The sequence below is a fragment of the Pedobacter jeongneungensis genome, from assembly GCF_000633455.1.
GTDB classification, from domain to species: Bacteria; Bacteroidota; Bacteroidia; order Sphingobacteriales; family Sphingobacteriaceae; genus Pedobacter; species Pedobacter jeongneungensis_A.
In genome coordinates this window covers 19,919-44,663 of the sequence record NZ_AYMG01000002.1, presented here as the reverse complement: position 1 = coordinate 44,663, position 24,745 = coordinate 19,919, and the positions used below count along the sequence as shown (strand labels likewise).

The 24,745-nt window shown below is 40.4% G+C and carries 25 protein-coding genes; 12 read left to right on the top strand and 13 right to left on the bottom strand.

The window, feature by feature from the left end:
- Positions 1–35: 35 nt before the first annotated feature.
- The 3 genes from araA to U859_RS0102880 form a co-directional block, all read right to left on the bottom strand.
- Complete coding sequence (araA, locus tag U859_RS0102890; protein WP_025141939.1) at positions 36–1,526, bottom strand: L-arabinose isomerase; 1,491 nt, start codon at positions 1,524–1,526, stop codon at positions 36–38.
- Between the two features lie 420 nt (positions 1,527–1,946).
- Positions 1,947–2,648, bottom strand: coding sequence for an L-ribulose-5-phosphate 4-epimerase (locus U859_RS0102885; protein WP_025141938.1), 702 nt, complete (start codon positions 2,646–2,648; stop codon positions 1,947–1,949).
- A complete protein-coding gene (locus tag U859_RS0102880; protein ID WP_025141937.1) occupies positions 2,645–4,345 on the bottom strand; it encodes a ribulokinase in 1,701 nt (566 codons plus the stop codon). The genes U859_RS0102885 and U859_RS0102880 overlap by 4 nt, the downstream gene beginning before the upstream one ends.
- A 260-nt stretch (positions 4,346–4,605) precedes the next feature.
- Between U859_RS0102880 and U859_RS0102875 the strand changes: the two genes are divergently transcribed.
- Positions 4,606–5,136: a GNAT family N-acetyltransferase gene (locus U859_RS0102875; RefSeq protein WP_025141936.1), complete on the top strand. Its 531-nt coding sequence runs from the start codon at positions 4,606–4,608 to the stop codon at positions 5,134–5,136.
- A 6-nt stretch (positions 5,137–5,142) separates the two neighbouring features.
- Here U859_RS0102875 and U859_RS0102870 read toward each other — a convergent pair whose 3' ends face one another.
- The 4 genes from U859_RS0102870 to U859_RS0102855 all read right to left on the bottom strand — a co-directional run bounded on the left by U859_RS0102870 (position 5,143) and on the right by U859_RS0102855 (position 9,096).
- Positions 5,143–6,033: an alpha/beta hydrolase gene (locus tag U859_RS0102870; RefSeq protein ID WP_025141935.1), complete on the bottom strand. Its 891-nt coding sequence runs from the start codon at positions 6,031–6,033 to the stop codon at positions 5,143–5,145.
- A 170-nt stretch (positions 6,034–6,203) separates the two neighbouring features.
- A complete protein-coding gene (locus U859_RS0102865) occupies positions 6,204–6,923 on the bottom strand; it encodes a hypothetical protein (protein WP_162799844.1) in 720 nt (239 codons plus the stop codon).
- A gap of 108 nt (positions 6,924–7,031) precedes the next feature.
- Entirely contained in the window at positions 7,032–8,144 is a 1,113-nt protein-coding gene (locus U859_RS0102860; protein ID WP_025141933.1) for an FAD-dependent monooxygenase, read from the bottom strand.
- 79 nt (positions 8,145–8,223) lie between these two features.
- Positions 8,224–9,096: a helix-turn-helix domain-containing protein gene (locus tag U859_RS0102855; RefSeq protein WP_025141932.1), complete on the bottom strand. Its 873-nt coding sequence runs from the start codon at positions 9,094–9,096 to the stop codon at positions 8,224–8,226.
- A gap of 164 nt (positions 9,097–9,260) precedes the next feature.
- On the opposite strand from U859_RS0102855, the gene U859_RS0102850 reads away from it, so the two are divergent.
- Entirely contained in the window at positions 9,261–10,145 is an 885-nt protein-coding gene (locus U859_RS0102850) for a retropepsin-like aspartic protease (RefSeq protein WP_025141931.1), read from the top strand.
- A gap of 559 nt (positions 10,146–10,704) precedes the next feature.
- On the opposite strand, the gene U859_RS0102845 is transcribed toward U859_RS0102850, so the two are convergent.
- Positions 10,705–11,457 carry an SDR family NAD(P)-dependent oxidoreductase gene (locus U859_RS0102845; protein ID WP_025141930.1) on the bottom strand — a complete coding sequence of 251 codons (753 nt, stop codon included), beginning with the start codon at positions 11,455–11,457 and terminating at the stop codon, positions 10,705–10,707.
- A 195-nt stretch (positions 11,458–11,652) separates the two neighbouring features.
- On the opposite strand from U859_RS0102845, the gene U859_RS30875 reads away from it, so the two are divergent.
- The 3 genes from U859_RS30875 (at position 11,653) to U859_RS0102830 (ending at position 14,029) form a co-directional block, all read left to right on the top strand.
- Positions 11,653–12,516: a helix-turn-helix domain-containing protein gene (locus U859_RS30875; protein ID WP_025141929.1), complete on the top strand. Its 864-nt coding sequence runs from the start codon at positions 11,653–11,655 to the stop codon at positions 12,514–12,516.
- A gap of 68 nt (positions 12,517–12,584) precedes the next feature.
- A complete protein-coding gene (locus tag U859_RS0102835) occupies positions 12,585–13,403 on the top strand; it encodes an inositol monophosphatase family protein (protein ID WP_025141928.1) in 819 nt (272 codons plus the stop codon).
- A complete protein-coding gene (locus tag U859_RS0102830; RefSeq protein WP_025141927.1) occupies positions 13,400–14,029 on the top strand; it encodes an NAD(P)-dependent oxidoreductase in 630 nt (209 codons plus the stop codon). Before U859_RS0102835 ends, U859_RS0102830 begins: the two co-directional genes overlap by 4 nt.
- 148 nt (positions 14,030–14,177) lie before the next feature.
- Here the strand turns inward: U859_RS0102830 and U859_RS0102825 are convergent, their stop codons facing one another.
- The 4 genes from U859_RS0102825 to U859_RS0102810 all read right to left on the bottom strand — a co-directional run bounded on the left by U859_RS0102825 (position 14,178) and on the right by U859_RS0102810 (position 17,811).
- Positions 14,178–15,101, bottom strand: coding sequence for a helix-turn-helix domain-containing protein (locus tag U859_RS0102825; RefSeq protein ID WP_025141926.1), 924 nt, complete (start codon positions 15,099–15,101; stop codon positions 14,178–14,180).
- Positions 15,102–15,118: 17 nt separating this feature from the next.
- Positions 15,119–16,045: an NAD(P)H-binding protein gene (locus U859_RS0102820; RefSeq protein WP_025141925.1), complete on the bottom strand. Its 927-nt coding sequence runs from the start codon at positions 16,043–16,045 to the stop codon at positions 15,119–15,121.
- A 3-nt stretch (positions 16,046–16,048) separates the two neighbouring features.
- Complete coding sequence (locus U859_RS0102815; RefSeq protein WP_025141924.1) at positions 16,049–16,942, bottom strand: SDR family oxidoreductase; 894 nt, start codon at positions 16,940–16,942, stop codon at positions 16,049–16,051.
- A 176-nt stretch (positions 16,943–17,118) separates the two neighbouring features.
- Positions 17,119–17,811 (bottom strand): cytidylyltransferase domain-containing protein, encoded by a 693-nt coding sequence (locus U859_RS0102810; RefSeq protein WP_025141923.1) that lies wholly within the window; start codon positions 17,809–17,811, stop codon positions 17,119–17,121.
- Positions 17,812–18,021: 210 nt separating this feature from the next.
- On the opposite strand from U859_RS0102810, the gene U859_RS0102805 reads away from it, so the two are divergent.
- From U859_RS0102805 to U859_RS0102790, 4 genes are all read left to right on the top strand, one after another.
- Positions 18,022–18,585 carry a Crp/Fnr family transcriptional regulator gene (locus tag U859_RS0102805; protein WP_025141922.1) on the top strand — a complete coding sequence of 188 codons (564 nt, stop codon included), beginning with the start codon at positions 18,022–18,024 and terminating at the stop codon, positions 18,583–18,585.
- A gap of 137 nt (positions 18,586–18,722) precedes the next feature.
- Positions 18,723–19,403 carry a type 1 glutamine amidotransferase domain-containing protein gene (locus tag U859_RS0102800; RefSeq protein WP_025141921.1) on the top strand — a complete coding sequence of 227 codons (681 nt, stop codon included), beginning with the start codon at positions 18,723–18,725 and terminating at the stop codon, positions 19,401–19,403.
- A 34-nt stretch (positions 19,404–19,437) separates the two neighbouring features.
- Positions 19,438–19,734, top strand: coding sequence for a putative quinol monooxygenase (locus U859_RS0102795; protein ID WP_025141920.1), 297 nt, complete (start codon positions 19,438–19,440; stop codon positions 19,732–19,734).
- A gap of 189 nt (positions 19,735–19,923) precedes the next feature.
- Positions 19,924–20,511, top strand: coding sequence for a Crp/Fnr family transcriptional regulator (locus tag U859_RS0102790; protein WP_025141919.1), 588 nt, complete (start codon positions 19,924–19,926; stop codon positions 20,509–20,511).
- A 173-nt stretch (positions 20,512–20,684) separates the two neighbouring features.
- Here U859_RS0102790 and U859_RS0102785 read toward each other — a convergent pair whose 3' ends face one another.
- The gene (locus U859_RS0102785; protein ID WP_025141918.1) at positions 20,685–21,275 is read right to left on the bottom strand and encodes a DUF308 domain-containing protein; all 591 of its coding nucleotides are present in this window, start codon (positions 21,273–21,275) and stop codon (positions 20,685–20,687) included.
- A gap of 1,080 nt (positions 21,276–22,355) precedes the next feature.
- Here U859_RS0102785 and U859_RS0102780 point away from each other — a divergent pair.
- From U859_RS0102780 to U859_RS0102770, 3 genes are all read left to right on the top strand, one after another.
- Positions 22,356–23,090, top strand: a complete 735-nt coding sequence (locus U859_RS0102780; protein WP_025141917.1) for a helix-turn-helix transcriptional regulator — start codon at positions 22,356–22,358, stop codon at positions 23,088–23,090.
- Positions 23,091–23,130: 40 nt separating this feature from the next.
- Entirely contained in the window at positions 23,131–23,538 is a 408-nt protein-coding gene (locus U859_RS0102775; protein WP_025141916.1) for a VOC family protein, read from the top strand.
- 131 nt (positions 23,539–23,669) lie between these two features.
- Positions 23,670–24,503, top strand: a complete 834-nt coding sequence (locus U859_RS0102770) for an alpha/beta fold hydrolase (RefSeq protein WP_025141915.1) — start codon at positions 23,670–23,672, stop codon at positions 24,501–24,503.
- Positions 24,504–24,745 lie beyond the last annotated feature (242 nt).

Genomic DNA, 24,745 nt, shown 5'->3' with positions numbered 1-24,745 from the left:
ACCGGCCTGAACATTGAGCGTTAATTAACCAAAAACTATTTATAAAAAACCTCATTCCAATGCAATTCATTTCTGAATTGATTGATTTTGGTATCTGCACCGATATTTACATATTCTAAACCGGCAATATTTGCGAAATCCAATAAATGCTCGGTGGTTAAATTCTGACTGTAAGCGGTGTGGTGTGCACCACCAGCATAAATCCAGGCTGCACAACCTGTTTTCATATCAGGCAATGGTTTCCAAAGTACGCGGGCCACTGGTAAATTTGGTAAATCATGTTCTGCTTCTACAGCTTTTACTTCGTTCACTAACAGACGGAAGCGATTGCCCATATCAATTAAAGATGCATTTAAAGCATCGCCACCAGCTACGTTAAAAACCAAACGCGCAGGATCTGCTTTGCCACCAATACCCAAAGGATGAACCTCTAAACTGGCTTTACCACTTGCCAGAGAAGCATCAACTTCAAGCATGTGCGAGCCCAATACCATTGAATTTGACGGATCGAAATGGTAGGTATAATCTTCCATAAAGGCATTACCGCCTGCTAAACCAGCACCCATTACTTTACAGGCACGTACCAAAGCAGCGGTTTTCCAGTCGCCTTCACCAGCAAAACCATAGCCATCGGCCATTAAACGCTGTGCTGCAATACCTGGTAACTGGATCATACCATGCAGATCTTCAAAAGTATCAGAGAAACCTTTAAAGCCGCCGTCTTCCAGGAATTTTCTCAAACCCAGCTCAATTTTAGCGGCCTCGTAAACAGACGAATGTCTGGCACCACCAACTTTTAAGTCAGCAGCCATTTCGTAAGTCTCTTCATATTCTTTCAATAGTCCTTGAATCGATTCCTCACTTATTCCATTAATTACCGCTACTAAATCACCTATACCATAAGTATTTACCGCGAAACCAAATTTCATTTCAGCCTCTACTTTATCGCCATCGGTAACGGCTACAAAGCGCATGTTATCACCAAAGCGGACAAATTTAGCCCCTTGCCAATCATGCCATCCGGCAGCAGCCCTGCACCAGGTATCAATCTGTTTGGCTACTTCCTCATCTTGCCAATGGCCAACCACTACCTTACGATCTTTACGCATACGGGTAACCATAAAACCAAACTCGCGATCGCCATGAGCACTTTGGTTCAGGTTCATGAAATCCATATCGATGGTATTCCATGGAATATCGCGGTTAAATTGCGTATGTAAATGTAATAAAGGCTTTTGAAGTACGTTTAATCCCCTGATCCACATTTTAGCCGGAGAAAAAGTATGCATCCAGGTAATTACACCAATACAATTTTCGTCAATATTAGCCTGCTGTAAAGTTTCGAAAATCTCTTCAGTGGTTTTTACAATTGGTTTATATACGATCGAAACGGAAATATTTCCATTTTGGTTTAACGAATCTGCCACTTGCTGTGCATGTTCTGCTACTTGTTTTAAGGTCTCTTCACCATACAGATGTTGTGTACCGGTAATGAACCAAACTTGTAATTTTTTTAAATCAATCATTACTATTTATGTTATTTTTAATTTGTTTAATCCTCTATAATCCTCGGTCTGTGTCCTCACAGACCGAAATGTTCTTTTTTTTTTTTGAAAAGCAGTGCCCTGTGTTTTATCGGTTAGGGCAGTCTTGCTTTTCGTTTTATCCTCAGATAGCAGCACAATTTTAGCCAACTAAACCCGACCGTAGCGAGATGCCCCCGATTTTACATCGGGAGCAGAAGCGGGGGCGGGACTGTTATCACCTAAATGATGCTGCCATTGCTTTCCAAATCAAAGCGCTAAATATTTATCTATCGTTGTAATTTATAAAATTGTTTAGTGAGCCACCAGGAATGGAATCATTCGCTGTCATGCTGAGGGTACGAAGCATCTGTTTTATCGGTTGCAGATGCTTCGTGCCTCAGCATGACAAATACTCCAAACTCATTTCTGCCCATAATAAGCCCCGTCACCATGTTTCCGCTCATAATGTTTCTCGATCAATGAATTTTTTAGTTTTGGTGCCTGTAGGTTAATCTGTTCTGTTAACAAAGCCATTTGTGCCACGGTTTCTAAAACAGCACTGTTATAAACCGCTTTTTCGGCCGTTTTTCCCCAGGTAAAAGGAGCGTGGTTCCCTACCAAAATCATTTCGACTTCTTTATGGCTTAAACCTAAACTTTCAAAATGGTTCATAATCTGAAACCCAGTTTCGTATTCGTAATTGCCCTTAATCATCTCATCAGCCATTGGTGGAGCACAAGGAATATCAACCGTTAAATGGTCGGCATGGGTGGTACCAAAAATAGGAATGGCCCTTTGTGCCTGTGCCCAGGCTGTACCATAAGTAGAATGGGTATGTACAATGCCGCCAATCTCTTCCCAATGCTTGTATAAAACAGCATGGGTTTTAGTATCAGATGATGGCCGTAAACTGCCTTCAACGGTATTGCCATCAAAATCGACGATGACCATATCATTTGGAGACAAATCTTCATAAGGAACACCACTTGGTTTAATGGCAAAAACACCTTTCGATCGATCAGCTGCACTTACATTTCCGAAAGTAAAAAGCACCAAACCCAGCTTAGGCAATTGCATATTGGCCTGGTAAGCCTGCTCTTTTATATCTTGATAGTTGCTCATGATAAATAAGGTTTTACATCTTTTTTATTGTATTTCTCCAGGTATCGGCCTAATCCCAGATACTGTTGATAATGAAGCCTGTAAAGCTTTTGTTTTTTGATATTGGGCTTGTATTCCTTTTCGAAACCGGTTCCCATTGAAGCCATTGCCTCTTCGATGGTAGGATAGATACCAGCCGCAACCGCCGCAAACATGGCAGCGCCTAAGGCACAGGTATGCTCAAAACGGTGAATCCTGATCGGCATTTCCAGTACATCGGCCATCATTTGCATGATGTATGATGATTTCTTCGCTACGCCACCAATACCTATAATACCTTTTACCGGAACGCCCTGTTCTTTAAAACGATCTACAATGGCTTTGGCACCAAAACAGGTTGCCGCAGCTAAAGCACGGAAAAATCTTGGCGCATCAGTTCCTAAACCCAAACCGGTAATTGCACCTTTCAGTTCCTGATTGGCATCTGGTGTTCTTCGGCCGTTTAACCAATCGATGGCCAGTTCAGCATAATCGCCATCTTCTAAAGCTTCAGCCTGTTTACTCAGGTTTGCAATAATTTTACCTTCTAATTCATCTTTTAAGGCAATGGCTGTTGCTTCATCAATTAAATTAGATTCAGTTAGTAAATGATTTAAAGGCCAGCTGATTAAGTTTTTAAACCAGGCATATACATCGCCAAAAGCCGACTGCCCGGCCTCTAATCCAGCCATACCTGGAATTACCGATCCGTTTACCTGTCCGCAGATACCGCTGATCAATTTACCATGCAAATCCTGGTTCGGAGCCACTAATATATCGCAGGTACTGGTACCCATTACTTTACTCAGGTAATAAGGTTCAATCTGGCCACCAACGGCACCCATGTGTGCATCGAATGCACCAACTCCAATTACTACATTGGTGGTTAAGCCAAGTTTCTCTGCCCATTCTTTACTCAAAGTTCCGGCAGCGATATCAGAAGTATAAGTATCTGCAAATAGTTTATCTCTAAAGCCTGTTAAAAGAGGATCAAGGCTCTTAAAGAAATCTTCGGGAGGAAGGCCATTAAACTCTTCTGCCCAAAGTGCCTTATGTCCGGCGGCGCAACGGCTACGTTTCATATCAGCAATATCGTTTCCACCGCAAAGTAGAAAAGGAATCCAGTCGCAATGCTCTACCCAGGATGCTGTACTGTTTTTAACAGTTGAATCGACCCTTAAAATTCGTAATAACTTAGACCAGAACCATTCTGACGAATAAATTCCACCAACGTATTTGAGGTAATTTACCGGAAACTTTTTAGCATGTTCGTTAATCTCGGCAGCTTCTTTAACGGCTGTATGGTCTTTCCAAAGCACAAACATGGCATTTGGATTTTCTTCAAAACCCGGTGTTAAGGCCAAAGGTGTACCTGTTGCATCAACTGCAACCGGACTGGATCCTGTGGTATCGACCGAAATTCCTTTCACCAAATGCGCAATTTCGGATCCTCCGGCTTTGGCCAAACAATCTTTTATGGTGTGGGTTAAACCCTCAATATAATCTAGTGGATGTTGCCTGAACTGGTTAACGGCTGGTTTGCAATACAGGCCTTTCTGCCATCGTGGATAAAGAAAAACGGAAGCGGAAATCTCTTTCCCGTTAGCGGTATCAACTAAAACGGACCGGACAGAATCCGTCCCGTAATCTACACCAATTACATAGTTTGCTGTGCTCATAACAATAAATAATCGTCTAATTAACGTTTATTTATTCGAAATAAAAAATTTAAGTGATTTTTTAAGTAAAATGCCAATATTGCTCATTTACATATGTCGTTTTTTTGGATTTTACACGGGTTGTGTAAAAAAAATGGAGTAAAACCAATCTATAAGATCTTTAAATTAGCACTGTAAACCACATCTGACTTTGGCATAGAAAATGAAGTGGAAATGGTAGAATAACTAGCAGAATAATATAGCCTGTATATTAATTGTGAATGACACATATTAGAAAACTACATCAGCAAAAACTCCACCGAATTGAAGAAATCGACCGTTCTGAAGAGATTTCCGGGCTGTATAAATACCAACAAAATCATTTAAAACTTGTGCCACACATAGAAACTGTATTGGGTTTTGAAGAAATGGAATTAGAAGCAATGATCATCCGTCAATTTAACTTAATAACTGCTGGTGGTTATGTATTTGGCGCCTTTGATGATGAAAAACTGGTCGCTGTTGCTTCGGTTGAGTATAAGAAAAGGGGCATTTTGAAAAATTATTGCAAAATGGACATCCTTTATGTGAGCAATTTATACAAAAATAAAGGGATTGGCAATCAACTCGTAGATTGCTGTAAAAAAACAGCTAAAGCTTTTGGGGCAGATAAATTATATATCTCTGCAACCCCAACAAAAAACACAGTTGATTTTTACTTAAAAAGAGGAGCAGTGCCTGTAAGCGAACCAGACACGGAATTATTTACCGAAGAACCAGAAGATATACATTTAGAATTGGGTGTAGATTAGTAATTTTTATTCTTTAACCGATAGAGGGTACAAAAACCGAAACGAATTGGATACCGCCTGATGCATGATGGTACCGTGATTTTCTAAAGGTAAATAATCAAAATAAACCTTTACATTCTTGTTCTTCATTTCTTTGATCTTCTCCGCCAAAAGATTCGCATCTACCTCCATAACCCTTGGTATTGCTGTGGGTGTTAATCCTTCTTTACCTACTGCAATATAAACCTGCGTAGGTTGATTAGAATTGCTTTCCGTTACTTTGGATTTCTCATTTAACAAGGAGCCGTTGTTCCACCACAAACTTGGGCTAATGATGATGTAATTGTTAAACAATGAAGGTTTTTTAAACAGGATTTCTGTCAGCAATAACCCACCCAAAGATTGCCCGATGATGGTTTTGGCTCCATTTGTTTTATATTTCTCCTGGATATAGGGCTGCAGTTCATTGCCGATAAATGCAATAAATTTATCTGAATGACCAGTTGTAGGATATTTTTTCTGATCAGTTTCAATGGTAGTGGGGAAGGTAAAATCCCTTTTGCGATCTACCGTTGCAATACCAACAACAATTGATTTCGGAACCTGATTAACCCATTCGAAACTATTAAACTGTACAAGCCCTACAATATGGATAAAATCTTCATCGGCAGAACCATCAAGCAGATAGATTACCGGATACTTCGTGGTATCGTTTTGATTATAACCTTCGGGAAGATATATATTCAGGATTCTTTTTTCGGCCAGTTCTTTAGATTCAATTTCGTCTATCACACCAAGCACAAAAGGTTTGCTATTGCCAGCCTCTTTCTTCTTTTTTGCTTGTCCAAAAGCCAGTAACTCACAAAAAAACAATAGTGTAACCAGAAATATTTTAACTGTATATTTTTGCTGTATCATTATAAAGGGTGTATCAGGTGAAAATCTGGATTAACTTTTCCTGATTTTTTGCGAAAATTAGCAATTTCTTTGAATCTATTGAGCCATTATGCAGGCTAAACATGCAACAAGCTATTAATCACTATGAATTATTCACCCTTTTAGTGTTTTATCAGTTATGATCCAGCTTTTCAATAATAGCACCTTTGATTTCCCGATAGCACAAAGTTGTTTTCACCCATTTTTAGGTTACTTAGCAATGGCAAGTTCTTGAAACGATGTTTAAAAGATTTATGCGTGGCAATAACCGAATCGGCCTGTGGTTCATCATCGCAGCCACCATCAGGAACAAAATCAATATCGATTACACCGGTAGAAAAATTAATTTCACATATATCCGCACCATAACAATTCCTTATTGATTTTAATTTGGAGCCAATCAGGTACCAGTTGCCATTTTGAAACCTGAAACGATGGGTATACTCTTCACCATAACGGCCGCCTAAAAATTTCTCCTGTTTCAGCACGATACAATTACGGGTAATGTACATGCTATCGATGGTTTTGTTTCTCGGCATGTTAATATTCTCAATGTGATCAATAATCGTTTTATACCAAAGTTGAGGTTTACCCTTAACATTTTTAGCGATTAATAATTGCCTCGTTATGGCTAATCTGTCTTTTGATGCAGGTACATCACAGATGTAAACAGTTTCATCTATACCGTCTTTATCCAGATCTCCATTTATTTGGTAAATAACCTGTTCTGAAGGAATGCCAAATACAGTTTGTGAATTGGCAGCAAAGGAAAGCAGGAGCAAAAGCACAGAAAAAATAAAAAACATAGTCGATTTCGTATGATTTTCTGGTCTTTTTTGCAATACGAATAGGAATGAACTGATTTGAGGCATCTTATTAAATTTTAACTAAGCTGGCAAAAACTGAACCAGATTAAATTTAAAATTAACTAAAAATGTAAAATCAGGGCATAATATTTTGCCCTGATAAAATATATTTCCTCAATGTCTGTTTCTCTCGCGGATGGCTTTTTCAGTTCTCGGAACCAGCATTTCTATACCAAATTTTGCTGCATTGTTTTGTACTTCTTCAATGTAAGGACGAAAATTCTCATGATATGATTTGAAGGCAAGTCCAAAATCATCAGGGTATTTTTGAAAGGCATCAGCCAGAGCAGCGGCACCATCTATTGCCAGCGATCCACCTTTACCAGCCGCTGGTGATGCACAGTATCCTGCATCGCCAACCAGTGCCACTCGGCCTTTAGTCCAGGAAGGCATTTTAATCTGACCCAGTTTATCAAAATAAAAAGTTTTCGATTGTTTCACCTCATCCAGTAACTCAGGCGTTCTCCAGCCTGATTCCGAGAATTGATCTAAAATCATATTCCGTTGTGCCTCTTCATCACGGTAATGGTAAGGAATTTCCTTTTCAGAGAAAAAACAAAGCACAATATCTGTTTTATTGTTATAAGCATTCAACATTACCGCTTTACCAGGTTCATTGTACATTTGCGTGGTATTCTTCCTGATTAATAATTTATCTACGATGGTGATAGAGAAATAAGCTTCAAGAAAATGTGAAAACTGTGCTTCTTCGCCGAAGCAATATTTCCTAACGGCCGAATGAATACCGTCGCAACCCAATACCAGATCGAATGATTTTTTTTCTCCATTTTTAAGCGTTACATCAATACAGTCCGGTTCCTCTTTTAAAGAAATAATACTGTTATCGAAAATAAACTCGACATCATTTTTAATGTTATCAAACATGATATTGAGCAAAACGTCCCGCTCGATTTCATATTCATTTTTTTTAAATCGATCACTATCAACCTGTAGTGGCATTGATTTTTCGGTAACATCATCCGAATTTTTGAATTCCATCACTTCCATTATGATCCGGTTGGCTTTAATTTGCTCCAATAGCCCCATACGTTTCACCACATCAACAGTATTCTGTTCAATATTTACCGGCGAACCACCTTTTTTAAGTCCTTTAGCAAGCTCTACAACAGTTACCTGATAGCCTAACTGGTTCATCCAATAAGCAGATGAAAGTCCGGCAAAACTTGCTCCCGAAACGAGTACACTTTTTTCTTTTAACGATTTCATTTTTTACGTGTTAAATTGATGATACAAATGAACATCACATACACATCGCAAACAATGAATATACAAGGTAGTTATTGTACTATTCGCGGTTTTTGTTCCTGAATGCTAATGGGCTCATTCCGGCAGCCTTTGAGAAAAACCTTGAAAAATAAGGGTAATCATCGTAGCCTAATTCGGAAGAGATTTCTTTTACAGATTTATCGGAATGATAAAGCAGGCGTTTTGCTTCTAAAATAACACGCTGCTGAATGTGGTGCGAAACAGAATAGCCGGTTGCAACTTTCACACATTCATTTAGGTAGGGAGTAGAAATATTCAGTTGTTGCGCATATACTGTTGGACTTTTAATGCGAATGAAATTACTTTCCAACGCTGATTTAAAGGCATCTGCAATAAGTTTAAACCTTGAAGTGGTATCTGTTGATTTAGTGAATGCCAAATATTGCGAAATTACCAGGGCCACTAATCCGTTGCAGCTATCTCTTAGTAAGGAATGATAAAGTTTATCATTTTTACGTTTGGCAAATTTTATAGAAAGCGATACCGCTTCAGAAAGGATAGAAAAAGTTTCCTGATCCAGCACTAAAGGCTTTGCAGGAGTGAGGCTTTCGAGCAGTTTCAGGTATTCCGGATGTAGGTTTTCATTATTAATGCCCCAAGCAGCCACAGTTACATCTTCGAGTTTTAAGATGCGGTGTACCTGATCCGGATGCATATATACAATAGAAGATGGCTCAATTTCGAATTTCTGAAAATCAATTTCGACAGTAACTTTTCCGCGCTCCAGCAGGAAAAATGAGTGACGGTCTTCTCTGTGTGCTTGTTTTGCTTCGTCTGACGCATTTAACGTTGCCTCATCCGAAGTGCTAAAAAATATCCGCTCAACGGCAATACCCGCATCGAAATGGTCGACCATTACATTTACCGGAATATTTTTGACTTTTTTTGGCACGATATAATTTTCTTTTGGTGCAAATATAATTTTTTACGCTGCAGAAGTTTAATGTGGCAACAACAGCTGTTTATTTCGCGCATAATTATTTTTAAAAATTTTAACAGAAAGTTATACTTTAGCATCTCAAAACATCAGAGTAATAATCCCTCTAAATACGCAAAATGAAAGCCGCTTCAATCTGTTTTTTAATCCTGTTTCCTTTTTTTAGTTTTTCTCAGTCTGTTAATAAAGACGAAATCCCTTTCGAACTATTACCATCAGGCCATATGTTGGTGAAAGCAAAGGTAGATGACGTACAGGGCAACTTTATTTTTGATACAGGCGCCGGGGTAACTGCATTTACCAAAAAGTTTTTTGATCAACTTAAGCACGCTAAAAAAGAAGATGGCGGATATACCGCTTTCAGGGCTACTGGTGAACGGCTGGATATAGATCTTTATCATGTTCCTAATTTCGAAATGGGGAGTTTTAAAAAAGCCGAAGAAGAAATAAGCTTTGTAGATGCTGATTTTGGTGGTATTGATGGCATTATATCCCTGAAACTTTTAGAACCCAGGATTTTTACGATTGATTTTGAGAAAAAAGTATTGAGACTCGAATCGCCTGCATCGCTTGCGGTGATAAAAAGAACAGCTAAGATGTTACCCATTCAATTGGAACAATCGAGAGGAAAATCGCTCACTATTTTTTCTTATTTTAAAATAAACGATAAGCTTACTTTACAACTCTCACTGGATGCCGGTGCCGGAAAGGATGTTTACAGGCTTAATACAAAATACCTTAAGGCTTTAAATATAGATATATCGGATAGCACACAGGTAAAGAAAATCCAAAAGAAGAGCGAAATAAATGAAACGTTTGTTTCTACCATTTACGTTACAAAATTAAAAAGTATAACAGCCAATGATCAGCCAATGGTGTTGGTAAAAGATTGCCCGGTGCAATTTGTAGATGGCCTTATTTATGATGGCATCATCTGGATCAACTGGCTGGGAAAAAGAATAACTTTTGATCTTGAGGATAAAGCTTTATTTGTTGAACGTTGACAGGAAGTTGAGAGGAATCTTCATTACCAACCTGATAGCTACTGTGTTAATTGGGGATCGTAATGCAATACACTTTAAGGTTCCCGCCTGCGCGGGATCCGATAGCTATCGGATGACGACCGTATTAATGATCTCACTATCATAATTCCATATATTTTTAGGTCGCGCCCATTGCATTTCGCGTAGACACGAATATTGAAATTATTTTTAGTGCTCTCTGCCGCACGGCATCAAAAGTATACAAAAATGCTTTGTCAATCCAGCAATGTGGCTTCTCACCATCCCACGCTCATCAAAAAAACAGCGGCACTTCGTTTTGTGTTCAATATTTTTTAAAACATTAAATCATCGTTTATGAACACAAAACCACTGCGTTTCATATTTGGAAGTGCCATTTGTACTGTTGAGCAACTGTTTTTTTGATTCTTCTGCCACCTGGGATTGACGGGCGTGCTTCGGTAAGGGTGGTGCTATTCCAAAGCAAGCCTGGCATAGTGCCTTAGTAGACTCTTCAGCGCAGGCTGTGCTTGCAATTGTCAGTAGATACGACTAAACCCTTCTAAATCGCCGTATAACCACCATCTGAGATGATGTAACTTCCTGTGGTAAAAGATGATTTATCAGAACTTAAAAAAACCACAAGATCTGCAATCTCTTGGGCCGTTCCCAGCCTGTTTATCGGGCTTTTAGCGGCAATGGCATCTTGGGCACTTTGATCAAGATTGGCAGAAAGTAAAGGTGTTTCAATATAACCGGGTCCAACGGCATTACACCTGATATTTTTCTGTGCATACTCTGCAGCAATGTTTTTGGTAAGACCAACTACTGCATGTTTTGAAGCCGTATAAGCCGGACTATTAGGTGCCGCTACCTGGCCATGGATAGAGGCAATGTTGATGATGGATCCTCCACCGTTCTTTTCCATTTGTTCTAATTCGTACCTGCAGGCATAAAATACACCATTCAGGTTCAACGCAATTACCCGATCCCACTCTTCTGGTTCATATTCGCCGGTTGGTTTGGCGGGGCCGCCCATACCCGCATTGTTACAGGCAATATCAAGTCGGCCATATTGTGCAACTACTTTCTCTACTATGGATTTATTTTCTGCAGCTTTTGATGAGTCGGCAGTAATGGCAAAGGCATCGCCTCCGGCATCTTTGATCATTTTAACGGTTTCTTCGGCATGTGCACCATTGATATCGGCAACAGCCACTTTAGCGCCTTCTTTTGCATAAGTGATGGCGATAGCCCTTCCAATTCCTGAACCCGCTCCCGAAACAACGGCGACTTTATTTTCTAATATTGACATGATTATATGTTTAAACTACTAATTCAACGTGTACCGCATTAGAATGTTTGTCAGCTAAAAGTGATTTAACAATATGCTGTTAATTGTCAATTGGGGCAACTGCGCAGAATTCGCAATAAATCATTACTATAAAATAATACTATTGTTTTTAAATTTGGCAAATTGCAAATTCAATAATCATCAATTCATAAACAGATGGCCGTTAAGCGTCGGAAAGAAAAAATCGAAGAGCACGAATTAACACCAAATGCAAGGGGTGGTGTTGCCATTATGAGTATTAATAGCGGCAATTCAAAAGAAGAACACGATGTTTATGCTCCTCACCGCGACAACCATTTTCTATTGATGTTTGCTACGGCAGGATCATTGCGCATTAATATCGATTTCGAAGAAAAACTGGTAACCGCTCCAGCAATCTTGTCTATATCTCCCGGACAGGTTCACCATATTATCGAACACTCGGATCTAAAAGGCTGGTCTGTCAGTTTCGATCCTGCGCTAATGAACGAAGAACTGCGCTATTTATATGAACAGTCGCTACCATGTCCTTTACCTGTTGATGAAGCAAATCTCTTTTGGCAAATAGAATCTTTAATGGTGCTGATTCACCAAACACTCTTGCATCATGATGCCGACAGGCTTGCCATCAGCACAAGCCACCACCTGTTATCTGCCTTATTGAATATTGTTGCCATCAATTCATCTGCAACTGAGCAATCTGGCAAAGAGAAACGTGGTCGCATCATCGAACAAAATTTTGGGCGCCTGCTGAGGGATCATTATAGAAACTGGAAACAGCCTTCGCAATATGCTGCAGAACTGGCTATTTCTGTTAGTCACCTTAACGATACCGTAAAAAGTATTACAGGTAAACCCGTATCATTGCATATCCAGCAAAGAAGTATTTTAGAATCCAAACGGCTCCTTTATTTTAGTGATTTAAGCATTAAGCAGATAGGGTATAAGGCAGGATATGATGATCCTGTTTATTTTAGCAAACTGTTCCGTAAAACTACCGGTTTTACTCCTTTGGAGTTTCGCAATAAATTCCGCGATTAGACCAATCCTTACCGTTATAAAGCCTACAATAACATTCTCCTGTACTTTTACTTTGCATAAAAAAAGATATGCAAAAAGAAATCGCAGTCCCCGTGATTATAGAAGCGGTAAGAAAAGCAGGTAACCTGTTTCTTCAGGACTATAAAAACAATACCATACCAACAGATAAAACCGACCTTTTAAGGCAATTGGAAACCATAGATGAGCGTTGCCTTAAATTATTGGAAGATGAAATTAATCCATACTATCCTGAAATCCCTTTCTTAGGAGAAGAATTTGATTTTGAGGGGCAGGCAAGCGCCATTAATACGGATGATTACTGGTTGTGTGATTTTATGGATGGCGCCATTCAATACCTTCAGCACATCAACGGCTGGACGATCAACCTGGTTTTGATCCGCAATGGCCAGCCTTACTTTTCAGTCATTTTTGATCCCATTGCCAAAGAAATGTTTTGGGCCATGTTAGGTAATGGGGCTTTTATGAATGGCAAAAGCATAAAACCAAGTATTAAAAAAGACAGCAGCATTATGGTCGCTGTATTTGAATATGGTCACCAGGAGAATGGCATCAAAGCGCTTCACCTGAAAACGGGGGCAGCAGTAACACGATTGTTAGATCATTTTGGAGTGGTGCGTAATTACGGACCACATGGATTGCAACTTGCTTACGTGGGAGCAGGGAGAATTGATGTTTTTTATCAGGAAGGGCAAGATGCCTATAACTGGCTGGCCGGCATGCTGATTGCGAAAGAAGCAGGTGCAGATGTATTAACTACTGATGGTAAACAATGGACCTGGGGCGATGACAGCTTATTGGTCACTTCACCCGGAACTGCAAATTTACTATTCGAAACCATTGCTGACCAACAAAACGATCCATCATGAATATAACCGTTATAGGGGCATCAGCGGGAATTGGATTGCTGGCTGTTGAAAAAGCATTAGAAAGCGGTCATGACGTTACTGCATTATCGAGAAATACAGACACATTACCCGATCATCCACGCCTTAAAAAGATCAACGGCAGCGCCACATCCAAAGAAACCCTGCTTAAGGCAACGCAACATACTAATGCCATCGTGATTACCATTGGTACAAAACAGAAAAAAGGTACCACACTCTTCTCTGATACGGCTAATGCTTTGGTAGGGATAAGCGGGCACTTAAGAGCAAATATCCCGATACTTTGGGTCTCAGGTTTTGGCGTTGGCAACAGTAAACCCTTTCTTAATTTTTTTATGAAAATGGTGATTCGCTTGTTCCTCAAAGATCAGTATGAAGATAAAACCAGGATGGAAAAAATTATGGAAGGAAGTAAATTGAAATGGGAGTTTATCAGGCCTGGAATCCTAACCGATGGCCCGGATAGTGATTATAAAGTGATCACTTCGCTTTTCAAATCGATGAAAGTTGGTAAAATATCAAGAAAAAATGTGGCCGATTTACTGATCAAAGAAGCAGAACAACCTAGCATGCTTTTTCAATATCCGGTACCTGTAAGCAAGAAATAGTGGAGCAAAATGGTTCGGGCTTCTAAATAGATATAAAAAATATGATACCCGAACCATTTACTGAAAAATGATTTCATCAAACTGATATTGGTAAGTCCACCGTTTGAAAGAATTTCAGCGCATACAATGAAATATCCCGGAGTAAAAATTAATTAAAAGAATGACGGAACTCCAGTGGCGAAAGATTGGTTTTGGTTTTGAACAATTTACTAAAAGATTGAAGATGCTCGAACCCCAGTTCGTAGGCAATCTCGCTAACGGATAGGTTTGTAGTAGAGAGCTTTTCTTTTGCCAGTTCGATGAGTTTATGATGGAGGTGCTGCTGGGTATTCTGTCCGGTAAGCGATTTAAGCAAACTACTTAAATAACCAGGTGAGATATTTAAGTTTTCGGCAATATAACTCACGCTGGGCAGGCCTTTTTGGGCAAGCATACCGCTATCAAAATAACCTGCAAGCAAATCTTCCAGTTTGGTTAATATTTCGTGGTTGATCATTTTACGGGTAATGAACTGGCGCTGGTAATACCTTTCTGAATACGTGAGCAGCAGTTCTAACTGGGCAATGATTACACTCTGGCTAAACCGGTCGATATTGGCATGATATTCCTGCTCTATATTCTGTGCAATGGTACTGAGTATGGTTTCTTCTTTATCGGATAGATAGAGTGCTTCATATACCGAATAATTGAAAAATTCGTATTGTTTAATGGTTTTGGCCAATGGGGTGTTCCATAAAAAATCAGGGTGAATTAAAATCATCCAGCCTTCGGGAGGGTGCGGCGCTGTACCTTTTTCAATTTCCATCCCAAATAACTGACCGGGTGACATGAAGAACAACACACCTTCATCAAAATCGCTTGCCTGCTGTCCGTATTTAAATTTAGCGTTCTTCACCCTTTTCATCGAGATCGAATAAAAATCATAGATCAGACTGAACGAACCTTCAGCCAGTGGTCTGGTTAAATCGTCCATATGCACCAGGCTAATCAACGGGTGTGCCGGTTTAGGCAGTCCTGCGGCTCGGTGATACTCGGTAATGCTACTGAAACGGTAAAGCTGATTATTATTCATGGTTATGATAAAGTTCGTTATTTTTTATGATAAGCTTCGGCAAACGCTTTTGCAAAATCAGCGAGTTTTACTTTGCCCATTTTTGGATTGTTTTGGTGGAAGTTCTCCAGGGTTTTACCACTGTGCATGGCAGCCTGCATTTCCACCAGGGTTTCGGCCAGCTTTTCTGGCAATTTGGCCATCTTTAATCCTTGCAGCATTTCTTTATCAGAGACTAATACCCATTTTAGCCAGGGTTTACCTATGGCAGTACCAATAATTTTCGCTGCCTGGTTACAGGTCATTTCCTCGCTGCCTACATAACGAATGGTTTTCCCATCTGGCAATAATAACAGTTCTTCTGCAACAGCAGCTGCAATATCCGTTGGCGATACGAAAACAATCCGGTCATCCCCGCCATAATTCCCCATCAAAAGACCTGTTTTTCCGCTAAGTAAAGCCCCAAGACCGGAATAACGCAAGGTCAGGAATTTCCCGATCAAACCTTTACCCTTAATCAAATCCATCGACTGGTAGAAATTGGTGTAAAAGGCCCCAGGCCGCATGATGGTAATGGAAGCTTCAAGTCCATCAAAAAGGTGTTCTACGTTTTCAGCCTTAACCAGGTCGGCCGCCCAACCACTCAATAGCACAATCCGTTTGGTATTGGCTTCTTTGAGTGCCTGTTTATAGTTTAATGCCATGCGACGCATGTAATCACCCAGATCTGGTTCGGTAAAACTTAGCGGAATCATGGTGTAAACAGCATCTGCACCTTTAAAAGTACTGGTTAAAAACGCTACATCGGCAATAGAGCCAATGGCAGCTTTGGCGCCTAAACGCTCAATATCGGCCTGTTTTTTAGAATCACTGCTCACCACGGTTACCGCATGTCCCTGGGCGATTAACATTTCAGTTAAAGGTCTGCTAATGTTCCCTAAGGAACCGGTTACTATAATTTTCATAGTTTATTTTTGGGTATAAATGCCGTTTTCAATATCAGTAAGTAGTGTAGCATGTAATGGCTTCCAGTTCAATTGTTCCTGTGTCCATTTGCTCGATGCCGGGCAATCTATTGCAGCCATGTGTGAAAACCAGCCAAAATGTTCTGCAGCTGCTTCAGGAGCTATTGATACTACCGGAATATTAAGTTGTTGGCCTATGGCTTCGGCTATTGTTTTAACGGTAATGGCTTCTTCGGCGGCAGCATGAAAACGAGCGCCGGATGTGGTATTTTCTAAAGCCAAACGATATAAACGCGCTGCATCTAAACGGTGTACTGCATTCCACCGGTTAAGTCCATCGCCAACGTAGGCAGAAACTCCTTTTTCGCGGGCGATGTTAACCAATATGGGAATAAAGCCATGTTTATCTTCTTCACCATGTACCGATGGAGATAAGCGAATGGCAGCTGTACGCACGCCCAGTGCCATCACAGCATCGGCGGTCTGCTCAGAAGCCCTTGGCCATGCCGGGTTAAAAGGAGATCGGATATCTTCAGTGGCCAGTTTACCGGGACTTACCAGTGCTGTACCAGAGGTAACAATAAAGGGGCAGTTAGAACCAGCCAGCATTTTGCCAATGGTTTCGATGGCGGTTTGATCAACTTTACACACTTCTGCAAAGCGGGTAAAATCATGGATAAAGCCCGCATGGATTACGCCATCCACAGCTGCCGCACCGCTGCGCAAACTGTCGAGATCTTCCAGATCACCGCGATGAACTTCAGCATCTGCATCGATCAGTTTTTGAGCCGATGCATCCGAACGGGCCAATCCCAATACCTGATGGCCGTTGTTAATTAATTCCTGCACAATGGCAGTACCTACGAAGCCTGTGGCTCCTGTAACAAATACGCGCATAATTGATTTCTTTTTGTTGATACAAAGATCAACAGCTTTAAGCAGCGGGATTTATCCAAATCTGCTTTTGATTTAGCCGAAACCATTATCTTCAAAGCAATTAAACGCAAAAGCCGCACATTGTTGTGCGGCTTTCATAAACCAACTGGTTTAAAATATTTGCAAATCAACCTTATCTACCGGAATACATGCGGAAAGCGATTGCGGTGCTCGTTGATCAAAACAGCAAGCTGATGATTCTCTTCCGAATCGACCGCTAAATTTTCGATCTCATCAATACCACATGAGTAGGGTTTTTTACCCACCTTACGGTTACCGTTAGCCAGGAATGTAGTCCGGTTAAAAATGTGCAATATGCCATCTTCTACAAAAGTATTAGGTCGGTCTTCGCGTATAAAATCGGTATCACTGTCGTAATACCTGCGGTTCAGTATCTTGATAGAAAATACCGAATCATATTTACGTTCTTCAGCATTAATTACATACTCCTCGTACATTTGGATTGCCCTCTCAATTGTTTCCTGTTTGAGGAAAGGGAAAATAGGCCCTAGCTGCAGAAAATGTTCACCTTCCGCATGCTTAAGCAATTCGGTGGTCAACTTGTCGGAAGTAAGCTCCAGTTCGATTTCCTGCGGTTCAGCACGGTAAACGTCGATCACTTTTGTTTTATTTGAGCGCGAATAATAGCTTTTAAGCATGTTTGAATCCGTGTTGATGATGATCTTGTCTATTTTACCAATTGCTTCGAGTTTTTCGATCATAATCTGATAAAGTGGTTTATTAGAAATGTATTCAAAATGCCTGTTGGGGAAAAAATATCCAGCTTCCTCAGGGATAGAAATGAGTGCCGTTAATGAATAATTGCTCATCGTTAAAATTTTGTTTGTTTATAGGCCTAATGTACGAATCGTACAGCACAATTTGCTGTAATACAGAAAAAGGTAAACAGTTACAAATGTTTAAGATTTAAGTAATAAAGCTTTAAATATAAAACAGTAGTTACCTAAATATCAGGCTACTATATCGCGGCCCGTTTTAGTCAGGATGGATTTTATAGATTTTTAGTAAGTTTATTCCCGATGGACAGATTAAGAAACCATATTGAAGAAATTGTTGGGCTTACCGACCTGGAGTATGAAAACGTGAAAACATTTTTTACACTGCGCAGGGTAAAGAAAAATCAATACCTGCAACAGGAAGGCGATTTAGCTAAATATGAGTTTTTGGTTTTATCGGGTATTTTCAGGATGTTTTACCTCGATGAGGAAGGGAAGGAGCACATTATTCAATTTGCAGGACAGAACTGGTGGATGGCAGATTACCAGGCATACTTTAACCAAAAACCGGCAACGCTTCATATCCTTTGTATGGCAGATGCAGAAGTATTGTACACCACGCTGGAAGGGCGCCAAACCTTATCGGCTAACTTTCATAAAATGGAACATTTCTTCCGCGTTAAACTCACCAACGGTTACGTGGCACAGCAGCGCCGGATTGTTTCGTTACTTTCAGGCACACCTCAGCAGCGCTATGAAGAATTTGGACAGTTGTATCCGCAACTGATACAAAAAATACCAAAGAAATACATAGCAGAATATCTTGGCGTGAGTCGTGAAACCTTAAGCCGACTCTATTCGGGCTAAATTGATAACATTTGTGTGATCCTGATCACACTTTTTTTGTGCGTTGGCTCCTCGTTTTCATATGGCCTGATGGCGCAATTTTGTGATGTAAATAAAACAAGAATCAATTGATTTTAAACATCACAAAAAATAAGGTTATGAAAAAGAAAATTTTAATCATCGTTTCTAACGCCAATGCCATCGGCCCTCAAAATAGAAGAACCGGAACATTTTTGCCTGAAGTGGCACATCCTTATGCCGAATTCGAAAAAGCCGGTTACCAGATCGACTTTGCCAGTTTAACCGGAGATAGTCCATATTTAGATGCCCTTAATCTGGCAGACGATCCTGAAAATCTTAAATTCCTTACAGGTAAAGGCTGGGCAGATATGCAAAAAGCCCCAAAGCTTGAAACTATAGAGGCAAGCCAATACGATGCGATATTTATACCAGGTGGGTTAGCACCAATGGTTGATATGCCAGAGGCTCCGTTGCTAAAACAGGTAATTGCCGAAACTTACGAACGCCATGCCATCGTGGGCGCTGTTTGCCATGGCCCTGTTTCGTTACTTAACGTAAAATTGAGTGATGGTTCTTATCTGGTAAATGGCAAGAACATCGCCTCTTTTACTACTGAAGAGGAGGATAATTATGCAAGAGCAGATGTCCCTTTCGATTTGCAAGCTGCATTAACTGAACAGGGTGCGATCTTTCATGCCGCTGCCGCATGGTCTGCTAACAGCATTACCGATGGCAACATTGTTACCGGACAAAATCCAGCTTCTGCAAAAGGAGTTGGCGAAAAAATGGTGGCACTGTTGAACAATACAAAAGCTTAATTAAAGTATTATTAACGATAATATAAAACAGAAGATGAACGAACAGAATATACATGTATTTGCCAAATGGCAGATTATAGAAGGCGAACTCCATAACGTATTGGCCTATCTACCCGAACTCGCTGAAAAAAGTACTGCCGAACCTGGCAATTTATATTACAAGGTTTACCAGGACAATGCTGATCCAAATCTGATTATGCTTAACGAAGCATACCAGGATGAAGAAGCTTTGGTTGCACATCGCAACAGTCAGCATTATCAGGACATTGTTGTTGCTAAAATTGTTCCGCTATTAAAAGAGCGGCAGGTAATGTTAACACACCAACTATAACGCAATAGTGCTCTATAATGCACCGTTAAAAGGTGATTGGATTAAACCGATCACCTTTTTTAATTTTATTGTAATTTGTAGCGTAATTTTAACTTAAGTTAAAATTTTACGGATCATCAATCCTGAACTTCGCCCTGTTTATCTTTTTGAGTGATCAGGTATAATTTTGATTAACGCGAACATCCTGCTATGAATAACAAAAACGAAATACTAACCCGGCACCTGCAAAATTTTGCACCCTTAACCGATCGGGATATTACTGAAAGCCTGCCATTTTGGAAACCCCGAAAGATTGCGAAAGGCGATTTCTTTAATATGCAAAGCATGGTATGTAACGACCTCGGTTTGATTGTAAATGGCATTTTTCGCATTTTTTACCGCGATCCTGAAACAGAAGAAGAAAAAAACCTCTTCTTTTTTTCAGAAAACCAGTTTGTTGTTTCCTTTAGGAGTTTCATTTCGCAAAACCCCTGCTGGTATTTTATCGAAGCCATGGAAGATTCAGAAATTATTTTTATCTCCTACCGTGATCTCAATGCTTTGTATGAAAAGAATCCCAATTGGGGAAAGTTCGGCAGGTTACTGGCAGAAACGTTTTTTGCCTATGCACAATCGCGCACCGAAGAGTTTATTTTCTTTTCACACGAGCAAAGGTTCCTGAGGTTGCTGGAAGAACATCCCAATATTGTAGAGCGGATTCCTGCTTACCACATTTCTTCATTCCTGGGCATCACCAACCCATCGTTAAGCCGAATCAGAAAGCGGATTAACAGATAAACCAATATTCATTTACCCGCATTACTCCGCAATCGTAGCTCCCGATTTGTTTCACTCTGCTATTATTAACAGTTTCGAATAGAAAGGTCGTCTTTCCCGCGCTGGCGTGAATCTCAAAGCCTTTGCAGTTTGATTATTCATAAATTTCCGTCTTTTCAAAGGCATTCGTTAATTTATACCTCAACCGATGTCTTTTTAATAGTTTTCGATAACCTGAAAGCCGCAAGCAGGAAATAAAATGCACCAAAAGCTGCATAGCCTGCCAATGTGCTAATGCCCTGGTTTGGTTGATGTGCCATGACAATAAAAGCGCCACCAGCCAGCATGGATTGCGCACCGCTAATGATCATTGGCCACTGTCCGCCCAATTGCTTACGCCTGCGCAAACCCAAAATAAGCTGAATAAGTCCTGTTAGTATGGCCCAGGCACCAAATACAATTAATGCTTCGGGGATGCCTTTCTGCAGGGCCAATGTTACGCCTACAGTTGTTGCAATACTGATTAGGGCATTAACATATTGTGGTGTTTTATTTACAGCAGAAGGATTTGCCTGAATGTCGAAATAGGTTGCAATGGCATCCCATGCCGGGTAAATGATAAATAAAACTGTTGCAATGTTGGTATTGGTTTTGGCTAAAGCGCTTACCAGCACCACCCAAACAATAGAAAAGCCTGCACGTATAAAATAAAGTTTTTGTAATGATCTCGCCGTTTGAACAGCAGTTTCAGAAACGCTAAAATCCGATTGATTTGTTGTTGTCATGATATATTTCTTTTAATTTTCTTTGTCAAAGATGTGGCTTATGGATTTTGTTATTTTTCACTTAAGTTAAAATTCGATAAGCCTTTATAAAATCTCCGTGTTAATCCGTGCATCCGTGGCTAAATACTAAGATCATTTAATCATTTGGAGCGCAATTGTTGTGCAAATCGGTACCGGTAGTCCCGCTTTCCTTCCTGCCCCGATGAAGAATCGGGGGCATCCATCCAATCGGGGCTAAGAATAAGGGCTGTGCTATATAAAACCAACTTTTGTTAAATAAACCTGATAGAGCAAGTTAGCCCGGACACCTATTTTTTCATCGGGGAGGACTAACAGCGATAGCAGGACTGCCACCCCCAATGAAACACTGACATTCGTTTTCAAAAAAAATTATAAAATCTCTGTGTTAATCCGTGCATCCGTGGCTAACTACTAAGATGATTTGATCATTTGGAGCGCAATTGTTGTGCAAATCGGTACCGGTAGTCCCGCTTTCCTTCCTGCCCCGATGAAGAATCGGGGGCATCCATCCAATCGGGGCTAAGAACAAGGGCTGTGCCATATAAAACTAACTTTTGTTAAATAAACCTGATAGAGCAAGTTAGCCCGGACACCTATTTTTTCATCGGGGAGGACTAACAGCGATAGCAGGACTGCCGCCCCCAATGAAACAGTGACGTTCGTTTTCAAAAAAAAATTATAAAATCTCCGTGTTAATCCGTGGCTAAATACTAAGATCATTTAATCATTTGGAGCGCAGTTGTTGTGCAAATCGGTACCGGTAGTCCCGCTTTCCTTCCTGCCCCGATGAAGAATCGGGGGCATCCATCCAATCGGGGCTGGGAACAAGGGCTGTGCCATATAAAACCAACTTTTGTTAAATAAACCTGATAGAGCAAGTTAGCCCGGACACCGATTTTTTCATCGGGGAGGACTAACAGCGATAGCAGGACTGCCAACCCCAATGAAACACTGACATTCGTTTTCAAAAAAAATTATAAAATCTCCGTGTTAATCCGTGCATCCGTGGCTAATCACGAAGATCGCTTTCGTATATTTGACCAACACATTCCCACCTCAATGAGCACCAGTACCGACATGAAAAGGCTTATCCGCCTTAGCGCCATCTTATTGCAACTGCAAACCAGGCGACTGGTAAATGCTAACGATCTGGCAGAAAAGTTTGCGGTAAGTGTGCGGACCATTTACCGCGACATCAGGGTGCTCGATCAAATTGGCGTGCCCATTGCCAGTTTCGAAGGGAAAGGTTACTCGCTTGCAGAAGGTTATAAAATTCCCCCGGTAATGTTTACAGAACAGGAAGCTAATGCGCTGATCACCGCTCAGCAACTGATCAACCTGAATAAAGACAGTTCATTGATTGATACTTACAAAGAAGCGGTAGATAAGGTAAAAGCCGTGTTGAATTATAGCACCAAAGATAAGGTAGAACTGCTCTCCAAGCGTGTTGCCGTAAGTCCTCCCAGCATTGAGCAGCCTACCAGCAACTCATTAGCCGCAATACAAAATGCACTCACCAGTTTTAACGTGTTACGTATTAGTTATAGGGCAGAAGGTAAAAATGAAAGTTCAGAAAGATTGATTGAACCTTTTGCCTTTTATTACAGCATGCAACAACACTGGACGCTGATTGCCTTTTGCAGACTGAGAAATGATTTCAGAATGTTCCGTTTAGATAGGATAGGAGCTGTTTACCCAAGCGATCTTAAGTTTGCCCCGCATCAGCTCAGTCTGCAGGAATATTTACAAGAAAAAGAAAAAAACTTTATCAGCCCTGACAAACAGTTGTCATAAGTACCCGATACCTTCGTTGCACAATTAAAATTAATTAGCAATGAATTTAATATCCACACGCATCATTACTGCTCAGGTAGAGGCAATGATTCATTTTTATGAACAGGTAACAGGTTTAACCGCCACCAGGTACACACCCGATTTCGCAGAACTCAAAACCAGGACAGCAACCCTGGCCATTGGAAGCACCCGGACTTTACAGTTTTTTGGAGGAGACAGTGTAGCACAACCTGCGCAAAACCGCAGCGTCATTATCGAATTTAAAGTTGATGATGTGCAGCAGCTTTTCGAACAATTAGCGGTTACCTTAAAAAGCGTAATCGTGCAAGAACCTACTATTATGCCTTGGGGCAATCAATCTTTATTATTAAGAGATCCTGATGGCAACCTGGTGAACCTTTTTACTCCGGTTACGCACGAGGCTGTAAAGAAGTTTGCAGAGGAGTAATAACAAGCATCTTAAATTACGCTCCAACTTAATAACATCTGGCTCAGGGAACTCCTCATTTTATAAATACAACAGGTTGGGCAGGCTCATTAAATAAATTTATATTCGCGGTATATTGCTTTTTAAATTCTATGCACAACAAGTTCGGACTCATCCTCTACCTAACCGTTTTACTAACCGCAAATTTTTCCTTTGCCCAAACCCAAAACCGTTATGTGGTTAAAATCGATAGCGCGAGGGCTGCGCAAACGAAAGCAATACTTAACAGCCTTGCCACAGATAAATTTCAAAAGCGGGTCTACAGCCACGGAAACGGAGAATTGCCTTATCGCTTTTTATTTCCCGAAAATGATAAACAAGGCACTAAATATCCACTGGTAATTGTGCTGCACAATTCTACACGTATCGGGAACGATAATGAAAAACAGCTGGAACCTTTATCCCGAATATGGATAAGGGATGAAATTTATAAAAAATATAAATGTTTTGTTCTGGCGCCACAATTTAGCACACGTTCCTCTGATTATGCCGTGGCTGAAAATGGCCTGTCTTCCTCAAAGCCATCAGATGAGGTTTATGCGGTAATGAAACTCATCACTGAGCTGCAGAAAGAATATGCCGGTATAGATACCAAAAGAATTTACCTCGTTGGATATTCAATGGGGGCATCTACCGCACAAAATATGCTCAGTATCGCACCACAACAGTTTGCAGGTATGGTTTCGGTTGCAGCAGTTCCCGATTTTTCAAATTTAGAAGCGTTAAAAAACAGCAACATCTGGTTAATCCATGGCGCAAAAGATACAGAGAATCCATACGATGGAAGTGTGGCACTTTTCGCAAAGCTCAAAAAAAATAAAAGGGTCATTTTTACTACCTATCCCGAACTGGATCATAACAATATAACCATTCCGTTATTGCTGGATGAAGAAATCCCGAAATGGCTGTTCAAACAACATCATTAAATACTTACCAGTTTAATCAAATCCATTGCGATTGCCCCCGGTACTATCTCAAACTGATCTTTATCGGTATCCTTACAATCGATTGATAAAAATTATACAACCGGTTTCAAGGGCAGGTAAGCGAAGTACCTGTTTAAATTTCTGAAGTTATTTAAAGTATTTTTTATATTGATACGTCTTCTTCATTATGATCCTTCCTGGCGCAAGAATTGGCAATAAGGAGAGAAATCATATCCTAAGAG